The organism is Frankia sp. CeTa3Moorea (assembly GCF_978021225.1).
Genome location: NZ_CDXDOR010000002.1, coordinates 60811 through 83382, shown reverse-complemented (window position 1 = coordinate 83382; position 22572 = coordinate 60811). Strand labels below are relative to the sequence as shown.

At 71.0% G+C, this 22572-nt stretch carries 23 protein-coding genes; 13 read left to right on the top strand and 10 right to left on the bottom strand.

Annotated features, from left to right (window positions below):
- The first annotated feature begins 89 nt into the window (after positions 1-89).
- Complete coding sequence (locus AC08OV_RS00925; RefSeq protein ID WP_476614242.1) at positions 90-3851, top strand: multifunctional oxoglutarate decarboxylase/oxoglutarate dehydrogenase thiamine pyrophosphate-binding subunit/dihydrolipoyllysine-residue succinyltransferase subunit; 3762 nt, start codon at positions 90-92, stop codon at positions 3849-3851.
- A 171-nt stretch (positions 3852-4022) separates the two neighbouring features.
- On the opposite strand, the gene AC08OV_RS00920 is transcribed toward AC08OV_RS00925, so the two are convergent.
- Positions 4023-5003: a zinc-binding dehydrogenase gene (locus tag AC08OV_RS00920; RefSeq protein WP_476619142.1), complete on the bottom strand. Its 981-nt coding sequence runs from the start codon at positions 5001-5003 to the stop codon at positions 4023-4025.
- Between the two features lie 190 nt (positions 5004-5193).
- On the opposite strand from AC08OV_RS00920, the gene AC08OV_RS00915 reads away from it, so the two are divergent.
- Positions 5194-5439 carry a hypothetical protein gene (locus AC08OV_RS00915; protein ID WP_462186625.1) on the top strand — a complete coding sequence of 82 codons (246 nt, stop codon included), beginning with the start codon at positions 5194-5196 and terminating at the stop codon, positions 5437-5439.
- 195 nt (positions 5440-5634) lie between these two features.
- On the opposite strand, the gene AC08OV_RS00910 is transcribed toward AC08OV_RS00915, so the two are convergent.
- Positions 5635-6861: an NAD(P)-dependent malic enzyme gene (locus tag AC08OV_RS00910; protein WP_476615125.1), complete on the bottom strand. Its 1227-nt coding sequence runs from the start codon at positions 6859-6861 to the stop codon at positions 5635-5637.
- 954 nt (positions 6862-7815) lie between these two features.
- Between AC08OV_RS00910 and AC08OV_RS00905 the strand changes: the two genes are divergently transcribed.
- The 4 genes from AC08OV_RS00905 to AC08OV_RS00890 all read left to right on the top strand — a co-directional run bounded on the left by AC08OV_RS00905 (position 7816) and on the right by AC08OV_RS00890 (position 10835).
- The gene (locus AC08OV_RS00905) at positions 7816-8439 is read left to right on the top strand and encodes a dTDP-4-dehydrorhamnose 3,5-epimerase family protein (protein WP_476615130.1); all 624 of its coding nucleotides are present in this window, start codon (positions 7816-7818) and stop codon (positions 8437-8439) included.
- Positions 8436-8990, top strand: a complete 555-nt coding sequence (locus tag AC08OV_RS00900) for an N-acetyltransferase family protein (protein ID WP_476615126.1) — start codon at positions 8436-8438, stop codon at positions 8988-8990. Before AC08OV_RS00905 ends, AC08OV_RS00900 begins: the two co-directional genes overlap by 4 nt.
- 295 nt (positions 8991-9285) lie before the next feature.
- Positions 9286-9822: an ATP-binding protein gene (locus tag AC08OV_RS00895; protein WP_476591624.1), complete on the top strand. Its 537-nt coding sequence runs from the start codon at positions 9286-9288 to the stop codon at positions 9820-9822.
- Positions 9819-10835, top strand: a complete 1017-nt coding sequence (locus AC08OV_RS00890; RefSeq protein ID WP_476615127.1) for an RNA polymerase sigma factor SigF — start codon at positions 9819-9821, stop codon at positions 10833-10835. The genes AC08OV_RS00895 and AC08OV_RS00890 overlap by 4 nt, the downstream gene beginning before the upstream one ends.
- A gap of 9 nt (positions 10836-10844) precedes the next feature.
- On the opposite strand, the gene AC08OV_RS00885 is transcribed toward AC08OV_RS00890, so the two are convergent.
- Positions 10845-11306, bottom strand: coding sequence for a hypothetical protein (locus tag AC08OV_RS00885; RefSeq protein ID WP_476615128.1), 462 nt, complete (start codon positions 11304-11306; stop codon positions 10845-10847).
- A gap of 188 nt (positions 11307-11494) precedes the next feature.
- Here AC08OV_RS00885 and AC08OV_RS00880 point away from each other — a divergent pair, with 188 nt between their 5' ends.
- Positions 11495-12502 (top strand): diacylglycerol/lipid kinase family protein, encoded by a 1008-nt coding sequence (locus AC08OV_RS00880; RefSeq protein ID WP_476619141.1) that lies wholly within the window; start codon positions 11495-11497, stop codon positions 12500-12502.
- 27 nt (positions 12503-12529) lie between these two features.
- On the opposite strand, the gene AC08OV_RS00875 is transcribed toward AC08OV_RS00880, so the two are convergent.
- Positions 12530-13303 (bottom strand): glycerophosphodiester phosphodiesterase, encoded by a 774-nt coding sequence (locus AC08OV_RS00875; RefSeq protein WP_476615353.1) that lies wholly within the window; start codon positions 13301-13303, stop codon positions 12530-12532.
- A gap of 558 nt (positions 13304-13861) precedes the next feature.
- On the opposite strand from AC08OV_RS00875, the gene AC08OV_RS00870 reads away from it, so the two are divergent.
- Positions 13862-14110, top strand: coding sequence for a WhiB family transcriptional regulator (locus tag AC08OV_RS00870; protein WP_011438134.1), 249 nt, complete (start codon positions 13862-13864; stop codon positions 14108-14110).
- Between the two features lie 434 nt (positions 14111-14544).
- On the opposite strand, the gene AC08OV_RS00865 is transcribed toward AC08OV_RS00870, so the two are convergent.
- Positions 14545-16008 carry a sensor histidine kinase gene (locus AC08OV_RS00865; RefSeq protein ID WP_476615355.1) on the bottom strand — a complete coding sequence of 488 codons (1464 nt, stop codon included), beginning with the start codon at positions 16006-16008 and terminating at the stop codon, positions 14545-14547.
- A 100-nt stretch (positions 16009-16108) separates the two neighbouring features.
- Between AC08OV_RS00865 and AC08OV_RS00860 the strand changes: the two genes are divergently transcribed.
- The 3 genes from AC08OV_RS00860 to bioB all read left to right on the top strand — a co-directional run bounded on the left by AC08OV_RS00860 (position 16109) and on the right by bioB (position 19327).
- Entirely contained in the window at positions 16109-17275 is a 1167-nt protein-coding gene (locus tag AC08OV_RS00860) for an 8-amino-7-oxononanoate synthase (RefSeq protein WP_476615352.1), read from the top strand.
- 30 nt (positions 17276-17305) lie between these two features.
- Positions 17306-18022 carry a dethiobiotin synthase gene (bioD, locus tag AC08OV_RS00855; RefSeq protein WP_476615351.1) on the top strand — a complete coding sequence of 239 codons (717 nt, stop codon included), beginning with the start codon at positions 17306-17308 and terminating at the stop codon, positions 18020-18022.
- A gap of 222 nt (positions 18023-18244) precedes the next feature.
- Positions 18245-19327: a biotin synthase BioB gene (bioB, locus tag AC08OV_RS00850; RefSeq protein ID WP_476616182.1), complete on the top strand. Its 1083-nt coding sequence runs from the start codon at positions 18245-18247 to the stop codon at positions 19325-19327.
- Between the two features lie 114 nt (positions 19328-19441).
- On the opposite strand, the gene bsaP is transcribed toward bioB, so the two are convergent.
- Together bsaP and AC08OV_RS00840 are read right to left on the bottom strand one after the other, a co-directional pair.
- On the bottom strand, positions 19442-19627 hold the full coding sequence (gene bsaP, locus AC08OV_RS00845) for a biotin synthase auxiliary protein BsaP (RefSeq protein ID WP_076806814.1): 186 nt from the start codon (positions 19625-19627) through the stop codon (positions 19442-19444).
- Positions 19628-19695: 68 nt separating this feature from the next.
- Positions 19696-19926, bottom strand: coding sequence for a biotin/lipoyl-binding carrier protein (locus AC08OV_RS00840; RefSeq protein WP_476616183.1), 231 nt, complete (start codon positions 19924-19926; stop codon positions 19696-19698).
- A gap of 118 nt (positions 19927-20044) precedes the next feature.
- Here AC08OV_RS00840 and AC08OV_RS00835 point away from each other — a divergent pair, with 118 nt between their 5' ends.
- Both AC08OV_RS00835 and AC08OV_RS00830 read left to right on the top strand, forming a co-directional pair.
- On the top strand, positions 20045-20791 hold the full coding sequence (locus AC08OV_RS00835; protein WP_476619140.1) for a DUF5317 domain-containing protein: 747 nt from the start codon (positions 20045-20047) through the stop codon (positions 20789-20791).
- Complete coding sequence (locus tag AC08OV_RS00830; protein ID WP_369807823.1) at positions 20791-20865, top strand: 50S ribosomal protein bL37; 75 nt, start codon at positions 20791-20793, stop codon at positions 20863-20865. The genes AC08OV_RS00835 and AC08OV_RS00830 overlap by 1 nt, the downstream gene beginning before the upstream one ends.
- A 123-nt stretch (positions 20866-20988) precedes the next feature.
- Here the strand turns inward: AC08OV_RS00830 and rsrA are convergent, their stop codons facing one another.
- From rsrA to AC08OV_RS00815, 3 genes are all read right to left on the bottom strand, one after another.
- On the bottom strand, positions 20989-21273 hold the full coding sequence (rsrA, locus tag AC08OV_RS00825) for a mycothiol system anti-sigma-R factor (protein ID WP_011438142.1): 285 nt from the start codon (positions 21271-21273) through the stop codon (positions 20989-20991).
- On the bottom strand, positions 21270-22076 hold the full coding sequence (locus AC08OV_RS00820) for a sigma-70 family RNA polymerase sigma factor (RefSeq protein ID WP_462186217.1): 807 nt from the start codon (positions 22074-22076) through the stop codon (positions 21270-21272). Before AC08OV_RS00820 ends, rsrA begins: the two co-directional genes overlap by 4 nt.
- Before the next feature lie 62 nt (positions 22077-22138).
- Positions 22139-22572 (bottom strand): alpha/beta family hydrolase (locus AC08OV_RS00815; RefSeq protein ID WP_476619139.1); only part of this gene is annotated, 434 nt, incomplete at its 5' end.

Genomic DNA, 22572 nt, shown 5'->3' with positions numbered 1-22572 from the left:
ATGCCCAGAGCGGGTAGGATGGGGAGACGGTGGCGGAAGGGCCTTTCGGAGGCCGAGAAGCGAGACCGTGGATAGAGGCGAATGGCCCCGTGACAGCACCAACGGTACCTGCGTCAGGACCTGACTTCGGACCCAACGAATGGCTGGTCTTCGAGATCTACCAGCAGTTTCTCGAAGATCCGCAGAGCGTATCGCCGGAGTGGCGCGAGTTCCTCTCCGATTACCACCCCGGCACGCCGCCCGCCTCCGCGGGCGCAGCCGAGCAGGCCGCCACGGCGGCCCCTAACGGAGAGGTCTCGCCGGATGGTGAGGTCTTCCACACTACGCCTGTTCCGGTGAAGCCGAGCGAGGCCGTCCCGTCGGTTCCGCCCGCCGCGTCTGTTCCGGCCGCCGCGACCGCGCCGGTCCCGGCGTCGGCGCAGCCCGCCGGGCCCCCGAAGCAGGCGGCACCCGCCGACCGGCAGGTTCCGGAGGCGGCCACGCCGCTGCGCGGCGCCGCCGCCCGCGTGGTCAGCAACATGGAGACCTCGCTGCACGTCCCGACGGCGACCTCGGTGCGGGCGGTGCCGGCCAAGCTGCTCGCGGACAACCGCATCGTGATCAACCGGCACCTGGCCCGCTCCAGCGGCGGCAAGGCGTCCTTCACGCACATCATCGGCTACGCGATGGTCAAGGCGCTGGCCGCGCATCCCGTCATGAACGCCTCCTACACGGAGGTGGGCGGCAAGCCGGCCATCGTCCAGCCTGAGCACGTCAACCTGGGCCTCGCCATCGACCTGGTGACCCCGAAGGGCCGCCAGCTCGTCGTCGCCGCCGTCAAGAAGGCCGAGACGCTGGACTTCACCCAGTTCTGGCAGGCCTACGAGGACCTCGTGCGCCGGGCTCGGGCGAACAAGCTGACCACCGACGACTTCACCGGCGTCACCATCAGCCTGACCAACCCCGGCGGCATCGGCACCGTGCACTCGGTGCCCCGCCTGATGGAGGGCCAGGGCACGATCATCGGCGTCGGGGCGATGGAGTACCCGGCCGAGTTCTCCGGCGCGTCGGCGAACACCCTGGCGAAGCTCGCGATCTCCAAGATCATCACACTGACCAGCACCTACGACCACCGCATCATCCAGGGCGCCCAGTCGGGTGAGTACCTGCGCCGGATGCACCAGCTGCTCCTCGGCGAGGACGGCTTCTACGACGAGATCTTCCAGTCGCTGCGGGTGCCCTACGAGCCCGTGCGCTGGGTCACCGACATGCCGGTCGTGCACGAGGGCGACCTCGACCACAACGCCCGGGTGCTGGAACTGATCCACGCCTACCGGGTGCGCGGCCACCTCATGGCGGACACGAACCCGCTCGAGTTCGCCATCCGCAGCCATCCCGATCTCGACATCATCAGCCACGGGCTGACCCTGTGGGACCTCGACCGCGAGTTCGCCGTCGGCGGCTTCGCCGGGCACCGGACGATGTCCCTGCGCGACGTCCTGGGGGTCCTGCGCGACTCGTACTGCCGTCGGATCGGCATCGAGTACATGCACATCCAGGAGCCGGACGAGCGCGCCTGGATCCAGGCCCGGGTCGAGCGGGCCGCGGAGCGGCCGGACCCGGCCGAGCAGCTGCACGTGCTGGAGCGGCTCGGGGCCGCGGAGGCGTTCGAATCGTTCTTGCAGACCAAGTACGTCGGCCAGCGCCGGTTCTCCCTCGAGGGCGCCGAGTCGACGATCCCCGCCCTCGACGAAGTTCTCTCGCGCGCCGCCGGCGCGGGGATGGACGAGGTCGTCATCGGCATGGCCCATCGCGGCCGGCTGAACGTGCTCGCCAACATCGTCGGCAAGTCCTACCGGCAGATCTTCGCCGAGTTCGAGGGCTACCTCGACCCGCAGACCGCGCACGGCTCCGGCGACGTCAAGTACCACCTCGGCGCCGAGGGCGTCTACACCGGCCAGGACGGCCGCACGGTACCGGTCTCGGTGGTCGCGAACCCGTCGCACCTCGAGGCGGTCGACCCGGTCACCGAGGGCGTCGTCCGCGCCAAGCAGGACATCCTGGACAAGGGCTCGACGGGTTTCACCGTCCTGCCGGTACTCGTCCACGGCGATGCCGCGTTCGCCGGTCAGGGGGTCGTCGCCGAGACCCTCAACCTGTCCCAGCTGCGCGGATACCGCACCGGCGGCACCGTGCACCTGGTCATCAACAACCAGGTCGGATTCACCACCTCGCCGGACTCCGGCCGGTCGTCGGTGTACGCCACCGACGTCGCCCGGATGGTCCAGGCACCGATCTTCCACGTGAACGGGGACGACCCGGAGGCGTGTGTCCGGGTCGCGGCGCTGGCGTTCGAGTACCGCCAGGCGTTCCACAAGGACGTCGTCATCGACCTGGTCTGCTACCGGCGGCGCGGGCACAACGAGATGGACGAGCCCTCGTTCACCCAGCCGTTGATGTACGACACCATCGCCAGCAAGCGTTCGGTGCGCAAGCTCTACACCGAGGCGCTGATCGGCCGCGGGGACATCACCCGCGAGGAGGCCGAGCAAGCGATGAAGAGCTACCGCGCGGAGCTCGAGAAGGCCTTCGCGCAGACCCGGGACACCACCCCGGCGGGCTCGTCGCCGCAGCCACGCATCATCACCACCCCGGAGGAGGCCGCCGCGGCGGCCGCGGTGAGCACCGCCGTGTCCGACGAGGCCGTGAAGAAGGTCATCGAGACCCAGGTCAACCTGCCGGAGGGCTTCACCGTCCATCCACGGCTGCGTCCCCAGGTCGAGCGGCGGGCCCAGATGGTGAAGACCGGCTCGATCGACTGGGCGCTGGCGGAGACCTTGGCCTTCGGAACGCTCCTACTCGACGGCCGCTCGGTGCGGCTGACCGGTCAGGACAGCCGGCGGGGCACCTTCGGCCAGCGGCACGCCGTGCTGGTCGACCGGCACAGCGCCGCGGACCACACCCCGCTGCGGACCCTGCGCTACGGCCTCGACGGCACCATCGTGAACGACGGTGTCGGCACCTTCTACGTCTACGACTCGCTGTTGAGCGAGTTCGCGGCGATGGGCTTCGAGTACGGCTACGCGGTCGCCCGGCCGGACATGCTGGTGCTCTGGGAGGCGCAGTTCGGCGACTTCGCCAACGGCGCCCAGTCGATCATTGACGAGTTCATCACCGCCGGTGAGGCCAAGTGGGGCCAGCGGTCGGCAGTCACCCTGCTGCTGCCGCACGGCTACGAGGGTCAGGGTCCCGACCACTCCTCCGCCCGCATCGAGCGCTTCCTGTCGCTGTGCGCGGACAACAACATGACGGTCTCCGCACCCTCGTCCCCCGCCAGCTACTTCCACCTGCTGCGCCGGCAGGCCCTCTCGCCGGTCCGGCGCCCGTTGGTGGTCTTCACCCCCAAGTCGATGCTGCGGCTGAAGGCCGCGACGTCCACCGTGGCGGAGCTGACCGGCAGCGGCTGGCAGCCGGTGATTGACGACGGGTCCGTGACGGACCCGTCGGCCGTGCGCCGGGTACTGCTCACGGGCGGCAAGGTCTACTACGATCTCGCCGCCGCCCGGGGGAAGCACGATGACGCCGAGCGGTTCGCCCTGCTGCGCGTCGAACAGCTCTACCCGACGCCCGGACCGGAGCTCGCGCAGGTCCTGGAGCGTTACCCGAACGTGACGGACATTGTCTGGCTCCAGGAGGAGCCAGCGAACCAGGGCGCCTACCCGCACATGGCCCTCAACCTGACCGAGTTCCTGCCCGGCGGCATCCGGCTGCGTCGCATCTCCCGGCGCGCCGCCGCGGCCCCGGCCTCGGGGTCGTCGAAGGTGCACGAGCGCGAGCAGCAGGCCCTGGTCGAGGCGGCGTTCGAGAACTGAGCGCGCGGCTGGCGGGGCGTGCCCGATCCGAGGACCGGGTCCCGCCCCGCCAGTGGTGTTCCCGGGCCGCCGTGCCCGGCAGCGCCACCGGCGTGCGGCGGCCGGTCCGGCTCGCCACCTGGCTGGCCCGCCCAGCCCCGAGCCAGGAGTCCCCGCATCGCACCAAAGAGGCTAGGCGGGGGGGCGGAGTATCAGCTTGCCGAAGAACTCACCGCCGAGCAGCTGCTCGAAGGCGGCCCGGGCATCGGCCAGCGGGCGCACCTCGTGGATCAGCGGCCGCACCCCGGTCCGTTCCGCGAACGCGACGAGGTCGACCAGCTCGTCCCGGCTCCCCATGGTGGAACCGATCACCGACAGCTGGAGGAAGAAGATCCGGGTGAGGTCCGCCGGCGGGTTCGGACCACTGGTGGCGCCCGAGACCACGATGCGCCCGCCGGGGCGCAATGCCTTCACCGAGTGACCCCAGGTGGCGGCGCCGACGGTCTCGATGACCGCGTCGACCCGGCGCGGCAGCCGGGCACCGGGTTCGAGAACCTCGTCGGCGCCGAGGGCGGCCACCCGCTTCCGCTTGGTCTCGTCCCGCGAGGTCACGAAGACGGTGTGCCCGGCGGCCTTGGCGATCAACAGCGCCGCGGTGGCCACCCCCCCACCGGCTCCCTGGATGAGCACGGTGCCGCCGCCCCCGGCGGGCAGCCCCGCCCGGGAGACGACCATCCGGTAGGCAGTGAGCCAGGCGGTCGGCAGGCAGGCGGCCTCCTCCCACGACAACCCGGCGGGCTTCGGGATCAGGTTGCGCCGCGGCACGGCGACCCGCTCGGCAAGGGTTCCCGGGTACAGCTCGGACAACAGGGTCCGCTTCGGGTCCAGCGTCTCGTCCCCCCCGCCCGCTGCCGGATCACCGATCACGCTGTGGACGATGACCTCCTGCCCGTCGGGGGTCACCCCGGCGGCGTCACAGCCGAGAATCATCGGGAGCCGATCCGCCGGCAGGCCCACTCCACGCAGGCTGAACAGGTCGTGATGGTTGAGCGAGGCGGCCCGCACCGTGACGGTGACCCACCCGTCGAGCGGCGCGGGTTCGGGCTGCTCCCCGATGGCCAGGCCGTCGAGCGGAGAATCGGGGTGGAGGGACACGGCCGCGGCGGCTAGCACCCTTCGAACCTACGGCTACCGGCGTGCAGACGCGAGCGAGGCCGACCGGCGCGGATCCGCTCAGGACAACCGACAGGCGACGCCACGGACGAAGGGGACCATCCGGGCCGGCAACCGCGCCTGCCACGCCGGTGTGCTGAACTCGACACCGTGGGAACAACAAGGGTGGACGTCCAATGGTAAACGGGCCGTGGTGACCCACGAGGACATGCCCGACTCGCCGCGCAGAAACGGGTCGAGCCGGCGGCTGGGCTGGCGCCGCCGACACCCCGCGCCCATCCCGGAGGCACCCGCGACGGTCATCGTGGACGGCATACCGGTCATCACGGTGGCTCCCGCCGACTTCGTGTGCTGCTCGTACAAGGGATGTGGGACCCTGCGCCCGCTCGCGGAGGCGGCGGAGAACCGGCCCTGCCCGGGATGCGGCCGGGTCTGAGAGCACGCGGTCTCGCAAACGGCCCGGGAACGCGGCTCAGGGACCCGCAGCGGGACGCGGGGCCTCGACCGTCTAGGGGGGAGACCCCGCGTGGCACGGGCCCCGTGGAGACGAGCAGGGACCCCGGAGAAGGTGCACCGGGATCCCTGGACGTCCTTGGCCGGCACGCCGACGATCAGCCGGCGCCGGCCCTCGTCAGCGGCGGGCCACCCCGTCCGCCCGCGCGGCCGCGGCCGTCGCCGCGGCAACGGCCGGGGCGACCCGGTCGTCGAACACGCTCGGGATGATGAGATCCTCGGCCAGCTCGTCCGCGATCACCCCGGCGAGCGCCCTCGCGGCGGCGAGCTTCATGCCCTCCGTCACGCGGCTGGCCCGGACGTCGAGCGCTCCCCGGAAGATTCCGGGGAAGGCGAGGACGTTGTTGATCTGGTTCGGGTAGTCGCTGCGACCGGTCGCCACGATCCGCGCGTACTTGTGGGCGACCGCCGGGTCGATCTCGGGATCGGGGTTGGCCATCGCGAAAATGATCGCCTCTGGCGCCAGGGTGGCGACCGCTTCCTCCGGGACCTGCCCGGCGGACAGCCCGAGGAAGACGTCGGCGCCGGCGAGCACGTCGGTGATGGACCCGGTCAGGCCGGCACGGTTGGTCTCGGCGGCGAGCGCGGCCTTGCTCGGGGTGAGGTTGTCCCGACCGGCGTAGAGGATGCCGCGGCTGTCACCGACCGCGATGTCCCCGATGCCGGCGGCCAGCAGGATGCGGGCCACGGCGGCGCCGGCGGCACCCGCGCCGGACACCACGGCACGCAGATCACCGAGGGTGCGTCCGGTGAGCTTCGCCGCATTCTCCAGCGCGGCCAGCGCGACGATGGCTGTTCCGTGCTGGTCGTCGTGGAAGACCGGAATGTCGACGCGGTCCTGCAGGAGGCGCTCGATGGCGAAGCAGCGCGGTGCCGAGATGTCCTCGAGGTTGATCCCGCCGAAGCTCGGGGCGAGGCGCGCGACGGTGTCGACGATCTCCTCGACGTCCGTGCAGGCGAGGGCCAGTGGCACCGCGTCCACGCCAGCGAAGTGCTTGAACAGCGCGGCCTTGCCCTCCATCACCGGCAGGGAGGCCGCGGGGCCGATGTCACCGAGGCCGAGCACAGCCGTCCCATCGGTGACCACGGCGACGGTATTCGACCGCCAAGTGTAGTCGTCGGCGAGGGCCGGAGTCTCGGCGATGGCGGTACACACCCGCGCGACTCCGGGCGTGTAGGCCAGGGACAGGTCTTCCCGATTGTTCAGTGGAGCGGTGACGTCGATGCCGATCTTCCCTCCGCGGTGCAGGGCGAACGCGGGATCGTCGTCGGACGGCCGCGGGCTGAGCCCGGCGAGGCCCGACGTGGTGGAACCGAGAGTCGGCTGGTCAGTGGTTGCGGTCACGGAGGTTGCTCCTCGAACGAGCCGCCGGCGGACCCCGCGGCGATCGCGGTCTCACCTGGGCGGCGGCTACAACGTGCTCATATTCCCGTGCGGTGCGTGTTTCGCGGAAAAACAAGCCTGAGCGGTACCGCCTCATCGTGTAAGGCGGGCGATCGACCGGGTGTTGCCCGGGGTTGCTTCCAATATGACACGCGCGGCCGTCTCCGCCCCCGACGGCGCTTCGCCGTCGGCGAACCGACAACGAACGTATCGGCAACGGAAACGAAACATACCACCATGGAGAGGATGTCGGCACCCGAGGGAAGCATCACGTGATCAGAATCTGGGGTCTCCCCCCGGATACCGGCAAACCACCGACACGCCCGCCCGGACCCAAGAAGTAATCCGTGCACAGCGGCACTTTCTGTCGTACTCGGACGATGCCCATTCCGGCAATGACGGTAGCACTCCTGACGATTTCCGTCGGTGGCCGGAACGACGACTCCGGTGCCCCGGCGACGGCGACCCCCGGCATCCTCCGCCGACGGCGCCGTCCCTGGCCAGCTGCCCTAGGAGGTGCGCGACAAGGGCACTCCGACGGTGTGGCGACCAACAGTTCGGACGGTGTGGCGACCGACAGTTCGTACGTACTGAACGAATTTCGTCGACACCGACGGAAGAACCATCGTCAGCATGGATATCGACCTGGCCCGGTCGCTCGCCGGCCGCCCGGCGGGCGAAGGCGCAGCGCGCCCAGATCGCCTTCGGCTCAGCCCCGCCATGACCCGCGTCCGGTTGTTACGACATATCGCTATGTCCTCTTTCACCGACACCAAGGAGCGGGAGAAGCGGGTGGAATTTGTCACCTACTTCACCGCGGCCCCTCCGTCACGGCCGGAGTCCGGGGCCGGCTCGGGTCCGACGCGTGGTCCGGCGTCCTGGGAGGCGCGGGAGCGAACCGGTACCTTCGCACACGTGGAGATCAGCGAACTATCGGTTCCGGACGCCTGGGTGTTCACCCCACGTCAGCACTCCGACAGCCGCGGGACCTTCCTGGAGTGGTTCCGCTCGGACGCTCTCGCCGAGGCGGTGGGACATCCGCTCACCCTGTCGCAGGCCAACCACAGCGTGAGCCGGGCCGGCACGCTGCGCGGAGTGCACTACGCGCAGGTCCCCCCCAGTCAGGCGAAGTACGTGACGTGCGTGCACGGCCGGGTGCTGGACTGCGTCGTCGACATCAGGGTCGGCTCACCGACCTACGGGACGTTCGCGGCGGTCGTCCTCGACGACGTCGACCGGCGGGGCCTGTATGTCGCGGAGGGTCTCGGGCACGCCTTCATGGCGCTCACCGACGACGCCGCGATCTCCTACCTGTGCTCGACCCCGTACACCCCCGGGCGCGAGTACGGGGTCCACCCACTCGATCCCGATCTCGCGCTGCCCTGGCCTGACGATCTCGTACCGTTGCTGTCCGACAAGGACACCGCGGCGCCGTCGCTCAAGGAGGCGGAGGCGGCTAGCCTGCTGCCCGACTATCGCGCCTGCCGGGCCCTGTACGCCGAACTCCGCTCGGCGAGCGCCGCCGGGGACATCCGGTGATCCGGGTGGCCGGCCCCAGAGACGTCAAGGTCGTCCACCACCTGGTCACCGAACTCTCCGCGTACGAGAAGGAGCCGGCCGCCGTCGCCATGACGCCCGCCGATCTCGACACGGCCCTGTTCGGACCGGTGCCGGCCGCCCACTGCCTGGTGGCCACCGCAGACCACCCTGCCGGCGACTCCACCCCACCACAGGTCGTCGGCTTCGCGCTCTGGCACCCGACCTTCTCCACCTGGACCGGCCAGACCGGGATGTACCTCGTTGATCTGTTCGTCCAGCCGGGCCACCGCCGCCGTGGTCACGGGCAGGCCCTGCTCACCACTCTCGCGGCGATCTGCGCCGACCGCGGCTACCGGCGCATGGAATGGGCGGTACTGGACTGGAACGCCCCGGCGCAGGCGTTCTACCGCTCCCTCGGCGCGAGGCCGGTCGAGGGCTGGACGACCTGGCGCATGGGCGCCGGCGCCATCACCGCACTGGCCGGCGTCGGTGCCGGCAGCGCTGCGGCCGGCACCGCCAGAGCCGGCACCGCCAGAGCCGGCACTACCTGAGCCGGCACTACCTGAGCCGGCGACGGCCAGACAGGCCGGATGCAGCAGCTTACGATCACCCGACCTGCGGTACCCATCGGCGGCTGGGTACGGTGGAGTCGGTGGCCGCCGCCCGGCCGCCGACGGAGCGGAAACCATCCGCCCATGCGGGACGTCATGGTCGGGAGCGGAATACTCGACCCGTCGACGGGTGGGAGAGGAACCGCCGAGAATATCATCATCTGATCGACCTTGGTCGGCAGGACACCCGCGAGGCGCCGTCCTCGCACGACGCAGGCTCTTTGGGGGTAGGAACGTGGATCCGACGCCTTCGACCGGCGGCGCGGAGAGCTCCGACACCATCGACAGCCAAACCGCCCACTCAGGCGGCCTACGCGACGTGGTTGCGCTCACCCTGCCCGCCGCGAGCGCCTACCTCACCGTCCTGCGCACGGCGACGGCCTCGCTGGCGGCCCGCCTCGACTTCACTCTCGACGACATCGAGGATCTCCGGATCGCCGTGGACGAGGCGTGCGCCCTGCTGCTCGTCTCGGCCGTGCCGGGTTCCTCGCTGGACTGCACGTTCACCCTCTCGCCGGGGGTAATGCACGTCTTGGTGACGGTCGAGAGCCTGGACGGCGAGCAGCCCTCCGAGGACACCTTTGCCTGGACCGTGCTCAAGGCGCTGGCGGGCGACGTGCAGACCTCGACGGGCCCGGGGTCGCGGGTGAGCATTGCCCTGCAGAAGCGCAGGGGCGTGCGCGCCAGTCTCGGTGAGCCTCCGGCCGGCCACGTCCGGGGGTCGGGTGCGTCCAGAGAGACTCCACTGGGCGACACGGTAGGTACGTCGTGACGTCGACCGGGAGAACTCCGACCCCACCGCGCACGGTACCTGATCACGACGTATCCGGTCGCGACGCATCTGATCATGACCCGGTGTCCACGGTGGACCCGGTAGCGGCGTTGAGTCAACGGGGATCCGTGCTCGACGACCACCCGGGAATCGACAGCGATCTCGGCCCCGAGGTGACGACCCAGGCGCTACCGAACCCGGCGGTGGACGGTACGGCGATCGACGGGGAGAGCGATCGGCCCGACCGCGCGCATTCGCCCGACCGGGCCTTGGCCCGCACCCTGTTCGTCCGCCTCGCCGAGCTACCCGAGGACGATCCCGAACGCTCCGCCGTCCGCGATCAGCTCGTCCGGATGCACCTGCCGCTGGTGGAGTACCTCGCCCGCCGTTTCCGCAACCGGGGCGAGCCGCTCGACGACCTCATCCAGGTGGCCACCATCGGATTGATCAAATCGGTGGACCGGTTCGATCCGGAACGTGGGGTGGAGTTCTCGACCTACGCCACCCCGACCATTGTCGGTGAGATCAAGCGGCACTTCCGGGACAAAGGCTGGGCCATCCGGGTCCCCCGCCGCCTTCAGGAGCTCAAACTCTCCCTGACGAAGGCGACCTCCGAGCTCTCCCAGACGCTGGGCCGCTCCCCCACGGTGAGTGAGATCGCCCGGCATCTGCAGATGAGCGAAGAGGACGTCCTCGAGGGGCTGGAGTCGGCGAACGCCTACTCGGCGGTCTCCCTCGACGCGCCGGACTCCGGCGACGACGAGGCACCCGCCGTCGCGGACACCCTCGGCGTCCAGGACGAGTCCCTGGAGGGCGTCGAGTACCGCGAGTCCCTCAAGCCGCTGTTGGAGAAGCTCCCGCCGCGGGAGAAGCGCATCCTGCTGCTGCGGTTCTTCGGCAACATGACCCAGTCCCAGATCGCGACCGAGCTCGGCATCTCCCAGATGCATGTGTCCCGGCTCCTGGCTCGGACGCTGGCCCAGCTGCGGCGCGGCCTGCTCGAGGACGGCTGAGCGGACCCGTCACCCGGTCCCGCCGCCGCGCCGAGGCGGGACCGCCGGCCCAAGCCCACCGGCCAGCAGCAACGCGACGACGATGACAAGGGGCACGACGAGCAGCGGGATGCCGTAGCCGTAGCGGCCGGACTGCACCAGCCCCCACGCCACCGGCAGGCACAGGATCTGCACGACCAGGGTGGGCGAGCGGAAGGATGCGCCGTTGCGCAGCACGCCTCCCGCGAGGACCGCCACACCGAGCCCGCCGACCATGGCGAGCACCCCACCGCTCTCGGCACGACCCACGTCGTCGATGTCCGGCCCGAAGCCGCGCAGCACCTGCAGGATTCCGAGGGCCAGCAGGGTCAGCGCCTCGATGGCGAGCAGGACGGACGCCACCCGAGTGGGCACGGACGCCGCGCGAGCAGCCTGCCGCAGTGTGCCGAAGCGGCCGGCCGCCGGCTGATCGGGATGACTCGTGGATCCCATATCCCCGACACTACGTTTCCGGGGCCGTCGGCGTTCCCGGGGCCGTCGGCCAGTGCCCCCGGGGACCCTCCGGACGGTGTCCACCGCGCCATCACCCGTCGCACTTCGCGAGGTGTCCGCCGGATTCCAACGGTGTGAGAGTTTTCCCAGCCGGCGACCCGGATGACCAGGCGGACTACGGTGGAGGCATGCGAGGGCTGTTGGTCGTCAACCCCGTCGCCACTGCTACGACCGAACGTGTTCGTGACGTCCTCGCCAGCGCGCTCGCCGCGGACCTCGCCCTGGAGACTGTGGTCACCAAGGGGCGGGCGCACGGGGTGGAGCTGGGGGCCAGAGCGGTCGAACTCGGCGTCGACGTGGTGATTGCGCTCGGTGGGGACGGTACCGTCAACGAGATCATCAACGGACTGCTCCAGAACGGTCCAGTACCGGGCGGCCCAGCGTTCGCCGTGGTCCCGGGTGGCAGCACCAACGTCTTCGCCCGCGCGCTAGGCTACTCTGCGTCACCGGTGGAGGCGACCGGCGAGCTGCTGCGCGCGCTCCGCGAGGGCCGCACCCGGCGGATCAGCCTCGGCCAGGCTCAGTACGGCGACGAACGGCGCTGGTTCACGTTCTGTTTCGGCATCGGTCTGGATGCCCAGGTCGTCGCGCGGGTCGAAGAGAAGCGTGGCGAGGGCAGGCGCAACACCGCCGGCCTGTTCCTGCGGACCGCGGCGGGTCAGATCCTCCACGGCACCGACCGCCGCGGTTCGCCCATCACCCTGACGACCACCGACGCCGGCTCGGCCCCCGACCCCGGGAGCACCGGCCCCGGGAGCACCGGCCCCGGGAGCACCGGCCCAGCGGGCAGGCGGGCCGAGGAGCACATCGCCTTCTGCATCGTCTGCAACACCCGCCCGTGGACCTACCTCAACTCCCGTCCCGTCCTCGCCTGCCCGGACGCGTCCTTCGACACCGGTCTGGACCTCCTCGCGCTGCGGCGGGTGCGGTTGCCCAGCGTGCTGTGGGCCGCCTCGCGGATACTCACCGACGGCGAGGGTCCGCGCGGTCGCAACGTGGTGCGCCGCCACGACACGTCGTCGATTCGCTTCTCCACGGACACACCCCTGCCGGTGCAGATGGACGGCGAGTATCTCGGGATGTTCTCCGAGGTGCTGCTGACCCACCATCCGCACGCGCTGCGCGTCGTCGCCTGACGGCTGCCCGCCCGGGAGAATGTCCGCTCAGGCGTCGAGCGCCGTGGTGGGGGTCCCGTCCGGCCGGGACAGTGCCTGGCGGATCTCCACGGGGTCGTCGCAGATCGCCCCGGTGACGCCCGCGTCGCGGATCCGCCGGGCGTCCTCGACGCTGGTCACCGTCCAGGTGATCAGCCGGACGCCGGCCTCGCGCGCCCGTCCAGCCGCGTCGGAGGTGCCGAGCACCGCGCTGGTGTGCACATGCAGTTCGGTGTGGCCCGCCGACCGTGCGTAGGCGAGGCCGCCGCTCACCGACATCCGGGGCATGGTGAGGAACGCCGTCGTGACCGCGAGGCCGGCGTCACGCACCGCCTCGATGGCGAACCAGTCGAACGACGACACCGTGATGCCGCCGGCACCGGCGTCGAGGTCGGCGGCGTCCGGCCGGCGGCCGGCCCATCCCCGGGCCCGCAGCGTCTCGGCGAGCCGGCGCGCGGTCTGCTCCCGGGGTGCGTCGAAGTCCGGCTGCCCGGGCTGGTTCTTGATCTCACAGATGAGCCGACCGCGACCATCCCACACGTCAAGGATCTCATCGAGCAGGGGAATGCCCCGGGCCCGCAGCGCCGCCGTGGTCTGCCGGATCACCGCCCGGCCGGCGGGGCGGGACAGCCGCGCGTCGTGCACGCAGACCAGGTCGCCGTCCGCGCTGCGCCGCACGTCGACCTCGACACCGTCGGCGCCCACCCGCAACGCGGCATCCACCGCCTCGACCGTGTTCTCCGGGCCGGGAACCCTGCTGCCACGATGACCGAGAACCTCCATGCTCCAACCCTGCCATCTCCGGCGGCGCGAGCGGGTCAGATCGGGCCGGGATGACGGCGCACACCGGCGCCGGAGCAGCCCTCAGACAGCCCTCGGGCAGCCCCCGGACAGCACAGAACGGATCCATGACCGACTGGCCTGACATCGGCGGCTTGATCGCCGAGGATCCGGGCCGCCCACCGGCCGCACCGGTAACGATCGGTGCGACGGAGTGTGACATCCCCTGGCAATCGGGGCTCCCGTGACACGTCGGCCAGCTAAGGAGACGGTCGCCCCCCGTGGTCCGCCTGTGTCCCTGCCGGACAAGTGCAGGCCAGCCAGGCTGTGAAGAGGCTTGCAGGTTCTTGCGCCGTTGCCTGTTCGGGTGGGAGGGTGGCGAATGTCCGAGGTGGATGCACGTGCACCCGGGCTCACCGACACCCGGCAACCCGCTCTACGGCCCGCCGCCGAGGCCGAGCAGACATCCTGCTCAATTTATTTTCACCTCGGCACAACCGTAGCGGCTCACAAAGCGTCTCATGTGCAGTGTGGCCCGAGACGAGAGAGGGAGTTGTACGCATGGACTGGCGCCACAGAGCGCTCTGCCGTGACGAGGATCCCGAGCTCTTCTTCCCGATCGGTACAACCGGTCCGGCGGAACGCCAGGTCGAAGAGGCAAAGGCCGTTTGCGCGCGGTGCGCAGTCACGAGTGACTGCCTCAACTGGGCACTGGACACCGGGCAGGACTCCGGTGTCTGGGGCGGGATGAGCGAGGACGAACGCCGGGCGCTTAAGCGCCAGGTCCGACTCCGGGTTCGAACCGCCTGACCGCAAGACCGTCCCCGACGGCGGGCCGACAGCGCCCGAGGAACCGGCACCACGTCCCGGGTCCGAACAACAACACCCGCTCGCGGCAGGCCCTGCCCGCCGGAACCGGCACCACCGGATCCACCGGCGGACCACAGTGGTCGCCGCATGAGATCATGCCACAACCCGTACCGCAGCACGGGGGTAGCTGGCAGCAGCATCGGCCGTTCTGTCCGCGCGCCCGCCGCAGCAATGCGGCGCGACGCGGACGGGGCGGCCGTAATGTTTTCTGCCCCCGACCGCGCCTCCCGGCGATCGGGCCCGCTCAGGCGAACCACCGCCCGGGACGCTCCCGACCCGGGCCCCCACGAGCACGCCACATCGGCACGACGGCACGACGGCCATGGACGAGGGACACATCTTGGGGGATACCCCCTCCCGGGCACCCTAAACACTCAACTTTCAGAAAGTGGGATCGACAGGAGCGCCTCCGTCCCGCACTCTGGACCGGCTTGGAGCCGGATAGTGCCGTGCATCTCGCCCAGCACCAGCTGGCGGACGATCTGCAACCCCAGCCTTGGCGAGTGCTCGAGCTGGAAGTCCTCGGGCAGCCCGGCACCGTCGTCGGCCACGACAACATCAAGCCGGTCTGCCAGGCGGCTGACCCGGATCTCGATGGAACCCGCCGAACCGTCGAACGCATGTTCTACAGCATTCTGTAGAAGTTCGGAAAGCACAAGAGCCAACGGGGTGGCGAGTTCGCCGGGAAGCCGCCCGAACGACCCGGTCCGGCGGGTGTTCGCCCGAGCCCCGGTGGAGGCCAGATCCACCGTGACCGAGGTGATCTGGTCGGCGATCTCGTCGAACGGCACGCTCTCCCCCAGGCTCTGGGACAGCGTCTCGTGCACGACCGCGATCGAGGTGACCCGGCGCACCGACTCTCGCAGCGCCGAGCGCGCCTCGTCGGCCTTCGTCCGCCGCATCTGCAACCGCAGCAGGGCGGCTACGGTCTGTAGATTGTTCTTGACCCTGTGATGAATCTCACGGATCGTCGCGTCCTTACTCAGCAGCAGCGCCTCGCGGCGACGCAGCTCGGAGACGTCCCGGACGAGTACCAGCACCTCCCGGGTCGCCCCGGGGAAGAGCGGGATCGCCCGCAGGAGCACCACCGTGCTCCCGACCGCGGCTTCCACCTCCACCGGCCGACGCCGGCCGAGCGCGTGCCAGACCGCCGGGGTCGCGGCGGACAGGTTCAGCGCCCGGTGCACGGAGCGGAGGTCCTCGCCCGTGACATTGCCGGTGTAGCCGAGCCTGCGGTACGCCGAGAGCGCGTTCGGGCTCGCGAAGATCACCTTTCCGGCGCCGTCGAGCCGCATCATGCCATCGCCCACCCGGGGGGACTCGGGAAGCTCCGCCGAGCTGCCGCGGAACGGAAAGGCGCCCTCGGCGATCATCAGGGCCAGGTTGTTGGCACCCTGCAGATAAGCCGACTCCAGCGCGCTCGGCGTCCGGGTGGTCGCGAGGTTGGTGTCCCGGGCGAGGACGGCGATCACCTCGTCACCCCGCCGGACCGGGATCGCCTCGGTCCGCACCGGGACCCCGCCGTCCCACTCGGGCTCGCCCTCCCGCGCGATCCGGTGTTCCCGCCAGGCGTTCTGGACCACCCAGCGATTGATCACGACGCTGCCGACCTCGTCGTTGTGGTACGCGGTCGGACCGGTGGTGGGACGGACCTGGGCCACGACGAGGAATTCGGCTCCGCTGGCGTGGCCGCCCCGACTGGCCCCCGAGCCGGAGCGGACAGGCACGAGCAGCAACAGATCAGCGAAGGAGAGGTCGGCGAGCAGAGCCCAGTCCGCGACGAGCGCGTGCAGGTGGTCGATGTCGTCGTCGCTGAGATCCGTGCTCGCGCGCAGCATGTCGGCGAGGGTTCCCACGGCTCGCAGACTGCCAGACCGGCTGGGTTCGTGAGGTGGCGGGCACCCCATCACAGTGGTCGATACCCGTACGCTGGCCGTTGTGACCGTCGATGATGCCGCGGCGGCCGCGCCGCTCGCCTGGCTCGCGGGCCACGCCCGGGCCCGGGTCGCCGCCGGGCTGCGCCGCGAGCTACGCCCGCGGGGCGGCCCGGACAAGCCGGGCGCGGGCGTGCTCGTCGATCTCGCGGGCAACGACTACCTCGGGCTCGGTCGTCATCCGGTGGTCGTCGACGGCGGGATCCGCGCCCTGCGCGCCTGGGGTGCCGGGGCCACCGGGAGCCGGCTCGTGACCGGGACGACCGCGTTGCACGGGGAGCTGGAGAACGCGCTCGCCGCGCACGCCGGATTCGCCTCGGCCCTGGTCTTCTCCTCCGGCTACACGGCGAACCTCGCGGTGGTCACCGCCCTGGCCGGCCCCGGCGACCTGGTCGTCTCGGACGCGCTGAACCACGCCTCGATCGTGGACGCCTGCCGGCTGTCCCGGGCGGACGTCGTCGTGACGCCGCATGCCGATGTGGCCGCGGTCGCGGCGGCCCTCGCTGGACGCCCCTGGCGGCGGGCACTCGTCGTGACCGAGTCGGTGTTCTCCGCGGACGGCGATCTCGCCCCGCTGACCGAACTGCACGCGGCCGCCCGGGCCCACGGAGCGGTCCTGGTCGTCGACGAGGCCCATGCGCTCGGGGTGGTCGGGCCCGCCGGTCGTGGGGCACTCGCCGCCACAGGCCTCGCCGGGAAGCCGGATGTGGTGGCGACGGCCACCCTGTCCAAGGCGCTGGGCAGCCAGGGCGGTGCGGTGCTGGGCGGGGTGGCCGTGCGCGATCACCTCATCGACACCGCCCGCAGCTTCATCTTCGACACCGGCCTCGCCCCGGCGAACGTGGGCGCCGCGCTGGCCGCCCTGGAGTTTCTGGGGGCCCACCCGGAGCTGCCCAGCACCGTCCGGCGCCGGGCCCGTCAGCTCGCCGACCTGACCGGCGCGCCGGATCCCGCCGGGGCCGCCGTCTCGGTGATCATTGGGGATCCCGAACCCGCGACCGCGGCCGCGGCGACCTGCCGCGGGCACGGGGTGGCCGTCGGCTGCTTCCGGCCACCGACGGTGCCGGTCGGGACCAGCCGGCTGCGCCTCGCCGCCCGGGCCGATCTCACCGATGCCGACCTCGCGATCGTCACCGACGCGCTGGCCGCCGCCGGGGTCCTGGCCCGATGACGGTCCTAGCCCGATGACGGTCCTAGCCCGATGACGGTCCTGGTGGTGACCGGGACCGGCACCGGGGTCGGCAAGACGGTGGTGACGGCCGCGGTCGGCGCGCTCGCGCACGACCGACGCCGCGCGGTCGCGGTGGTGAAACCGGCCCAGACCGGTGTCGGCCCCGGCGAGCTGGGTGACGTCGACCTCGTCCGCGATCTGACCGGGATTACCGACGTCCACGAGCTGGCCCGCTACCCCGACCCGCTCGCTCCGGCCACCGCCGCCCGCAGGTCCGGGCACCGGGCCGTCGACCTCGACGAGCTCGCCGCCCGGATCGGCACACTCGCCGACAGCCGCGATCTCGTCCTCGTCGAGGGCGCCGGCGGCCTGCTGGTCCGCTACGACGCGGGCGGCGCCACCCTCGCCGACCTGGCCCGGGTGCTGCGGGCGCCAGTGCTCGTCGTGACCGCCGCGGGCCTAGGCGCTCTGAACGACACGGCGCTGACCCTGGAGGCGCTGGCGCACCGCGGCCTGGACCTCGTCGGTGTGGTGGTCGGGTCCTGGCCGGCCGAACCGGACCTGGCCTGCCGGTGCAACCTCACCGACCTGGAAAGCCTGGCCGCCCGGCCGCTGGCCGGCGTCCTCCCGGCGGGAGCCGGCCTGCTGGCCCAGCCCGAGTTCCTGGCCGTGGCGCGTGCCTCGCTGCAACCGGCACTGGGCGGCACGTTCCATGCCCAGGAGTTCAGGGCTCGCTACGAGACATAACCACCATGCTCGATGGTGTTCGGGGCTCGATGGTGTTCGGGAATCCGGCCCCACATCCGCGCGCCGGTTCGACAATGGGTGCGCATGCACCTGGGTGCATGCGCATCAGTCCCGACCACGATACCCACCGCCACCACGCGCCCACCGCCACCACGCGCCCACCGCCACCACGCATCCACCGCACCCGCCGACCCTCGTCTGGAGACCCCTGTGACTGCATCCGTGACCACGTCCGTGACCGGATCCGTGACCGCGCACCCCACCGCACCTGCACCTGCACCGGCGTCGCCGCGGCCGCCGGCGGACCAGGACGGTGCCGGCATCCTCACCGTGGCACGGCGCGAGGTCCTCGAGGGCGGACAAGGGCTGGACGAGGCCGGCGTGCTCGCCGTGCTCCGGCTCCCGGACGAGACGCTGACCGATCTGCTCGCCCTGGCCCACGAGGTGCGGATGCGCTGGTGTGGTCCGGAGGTCGAGGTGGAGGGGATCGTCAGCCTCAAGACCGGCGGATGCCCGGAAGACTGTCACTTCTGCTCGCAGTCCGGCAAGTTCGACTCGCCGGTACGGTCCGCCTGGCTGGACGTGCCCTCGCTCGTTGACGCCGCTCGGCAGACCGCGGCGACAGGCGCCACCGAGTTCTGCATCGTCGCGGCCGTGCGGGGCCCGGACGCCCGGCTCATGGCGCAGGTGCGGGAGGGGATCGTCGCCATCCGTGCGGCGGTCGACATCAACGTCGCCTGCTCCCTGGGCATGCTGACCTCCGCGCAGGTCGACGAACTCGTGGCGATGGGTGTGCACCGTTACAACCACAACCTGGAGACGGCCCGCTCGCACTTCCCGAACGTGGTCACCACCCACAACTGGGAGGAGCGGTGGGAGACCTGTGAGATGGTGCGGGCCGCGGGGATGGAGCTGTGCTGCGGCGCCATTCTGGGCGTCGGCGAGAGCCTCGAGCAGCGTGCCGAACTCGCCGCCCAGCTTGCGGCCCTGGAGCCCGACGAGGTTCCGCTGAACTTCCTCAACCCGCGGCCGGGGACGCCCTTCGGGGATCTTCCGCTGGTCGAGCCGCGTGACGCGCTGCGCGCGATCGCGGCGTTCCGCCTCGCCATGCCGCGCACGATCCTGCGCTACTCCGGCGGACGCGAGATCACCCTGGGTGATCTCGACGTGCAGGGGATGCTCGGTGGTATCAACGCCATGATCGTCGGGAACTATCTGACGACGCTGGGCCGCTCCGCGGAGGCCGACCTGAAGATGCTGGCCGAGCTGAGCATGCCGATCAAGTCCCTGCAGGCCACCCTCTAAGCCCCCGTCCGTTCCGCTTCAGCGCTGGTTCGTGCCCGGCTGGCCGGACCCGCCGGCACTCGGCCGGGGCCAGGATCGCGGTCGGCGTGACGACGGTGGACGTGACCGACGAGCTCAGACCGAGAGCAGCCCATGCTCCGCGCACCGGGCCGACCAACCCACCGGGGTGACCTGGACGACCATCCGCCGCCGGCAGGCTCGACAGTAGCGGGGTGGCTCCAGCTCGCGGGCCCGCCGGCACGCCTCGTGGCTGCCCACACTGGCCAGCTGACCGCAACGGTCACAAAACGCGGCGTCCATAATGGGCAGCTTAGGACATCGCCTGAGGCATCGGATCCCTCAGCCGCTATCCCGCCGGACAAGGACGATCAGGCGGTGGAGAGCGGCTCGACCACGGCGATCAGGTCACCGTCCTGGACGACGTCGCCCTCCTGCACCGCGATCCGGGCGACCGTCCCGCCGTCCTCGCTGATCACGGGGATCTCCATCTTCATGGAGTCGAGGATCACCAGGGCGTCACCAGCGCTCACCGGGTCTCCCACACCGACGACGACCTTCCAGACGTTGGCCACCATCTCAGCGCGGACTTCCTCGGCCATCAGGCTCCCTTCAGCGGCGGTAAATCTGGCAAGAGCGTAGTGTGCCGAGGCTGTCCGACCAACGTCCCTGGGCCCCGGATGTATCCGGGCCGGCACGCTGGGACGACGCGACCGCCCGGTGCTGGGACTGTCGCTCATAACGCCGCACACTACGCATGTGCTCGTACTTCTGGTGCTGACCCTGCTATGCGGTCTGGGCGTCGGCCTCGCCCACGGCGGAACTCTCGGTGCCCTCGCCCGCATCCATGTCTCCCGACCATGGCTGCTCGCCGCGGCGGTCCTGGTGCTCGCGATCGGCCGACTCGTGCCCGCCTTGCACGGCCCGGCGTGGATCGCGGCCGCCGTGGTCACAGCCCTGTTCGCCAGCGCGAACAACCGCCTGCCCGGACTCGGTCTCCTGGTCACCGGTCTCATCTCCAACGCCGCCGTCATCACCGCGAACGGCGGCCAGATGCCGGTGTCGCGGTGGGGGGCCGACCGCGCCGGTGTACCGATCTCCGACATCCTGGCCTCGGCATTTCACACGCCGGCCGGGGACGGTACGACCCTGCGCCTGCTCAGTGACATCATCCCGCTGCCCCTGCCCTGGACGCCCGCGGTCGTCAGCGTCGGCGACGTGGCGATCGCCGCGGCGCTGGGACTGTTCGGAGCGATAGCCCCCGTGCGGGCGTGGCGCACGTTGCAGGCCCGCCGCCATGCCAGGGCGGTGCAGTCCCCGGCCCGCGGGAACCTCGGCGATGGCTCGCCGGACGGGTTCGGCGACGCCGACGAGGACGAGGGCCTCGACGGACCCGCCGGTAACCTCCCGTCGGCGCGGACTGGCACGATGACTGCACGTCGAAGCGGAACGGAGGAAGATTCCTGATGGCGAAGAAGAAGCGCAAGCGGCGCGCACGGGCGAAGAACAAGGCCAACCACGGCAAGCGCCCGAACACCTGAGCCACCCGGCGGGCCGTGGCTGCCACGGCCCGCCCCCAGGCAGCCCGATGCTCCACCCGACCCCAGCTGCTCCACCCGACCCCAGCTACTCCACCCGACCCCAGCTACTCCACCCGACCCCAGCTACTCCGGCCGGTACTCGGCGGCGTCGATCTCCACCCGGGCGGCCCGCAGCCGGGCGAGCAGGCTCGCCCGCAGCGACTCGGGCGCCCGCTCCCCGCCGCACTTGCGGGCGACGAGCATCTTCACCTCGTGCTCCACCCCGAACTCGCGCAGGCAGGGAGAGCATTCGTCAAGGTGGGCCCGAATCAGATTCTGCTGCCCGCCCTCACACTCACCGTCGAGATACAGAAAGACCGCGTCGAGTACTTTCCGGCAATCGATCTCGTGTGGACCGCCGCAGCTCACGACGCACCGCCCTCGCCATCGGCGGAACCGGCCGCCACGAGCCCACGGTCCAAGGCATACTTCTCCAAGGACTTCCGCAGACCCCGGCGACCGCGGTGCAACCGGGACATCACGGTCCCGATCGGCGTACCCATGATCTCCGCGATCTCCTTGTAGGCGAAGCCCTCGACGTCGGCGAGGTACACCGCCATGCGGAAGTCCTCGGGCAGTGCCTGCAGGGCGTCCTTGATGTCGCTGTCCGGCAGGTGTTCCAACGCCTCGGTCTCCGCGCTCTTGAGCCCGCTGGACGTATGCGACCCCGCCTCGGCGAGCTGCCAGTCCTCCACCTGTTCCGTGGGGCTCTGCAGCGGCTGGCGCTGCCGCTTGCGGTACGTGTTGATGAACGTGTTCGTCAGAATCCGGTAGAGCCAGGCCTTAAGATTCGTGCCCGCCTGAAACTGGTGGAAGGCCGCGAACGCCTTGACGAAGGTCTCCTGCACGAGATCCTCCGCGTCGGCGGGATTACGGGTCATGCGCAGGGCTGCCGCATACAACTGGTCGAGGTAGGGAAGGGCGTCCTGCTCGAAACGGGCGCCTCGCTCCTCGGTGGTCTCGTCGACCAGGATCACTTCCTCACCGTCATGCTCCCCGGCGGCCCGCCCCGCGTCCACCACACCTGACCGGGCGACATGCGACCGTCCTTCCAGAGCGGACGATACCCCGGCCAAAGCCGGGGCGCGCATCGGCGCGACGCTCGGCAAAGGCCAGGCGGCGGCGGTCCGCGACTGCGCGGACCGCCGGCCGGTGCTGCTCCCAGGAGTCATGAAGCCTCCACGACGTCGTCGGGCTGCCGGTTAACTGTCGGCTGACTGCCCGCACAACCGGGTCAGCCCGCGGATGATTCCCGCAGCCGGCCCCGCAGCCAGAATGCGCCGGCCCGGGCCGCTTCGGCCACGGCCTCGCCGGGCGGACGCACATCCTGTCGGCGGGTCCGGAAGGAGTGGTCGGCTCCCGCGACGAGATGGACCTCGCGGCCGAGCTCCGGATCGGGCACCGGTCGCCCGAAGGAGTCCCGCTCGCCCTGGACGACGAGCACCGGGACGCCCGCGCCGTCAAGTTCGTCCTGCCTCGACGGCCTGGTTCTGCCTGCCGGTGTGGTTCCCGGTGGCTGGAGCGGGAAGCCGAGGGCGAGCACGCCGCACGCCTCGAGCCCGGCCGCGACCCGCACGGCTACCCGCGATCCCATCGAGGCGCCGGCGAAGGCCAACAGGCGCGGTGGGCCCAGCGCCCCGACCGCGGCGATCGCGACCGCGTCGAGCC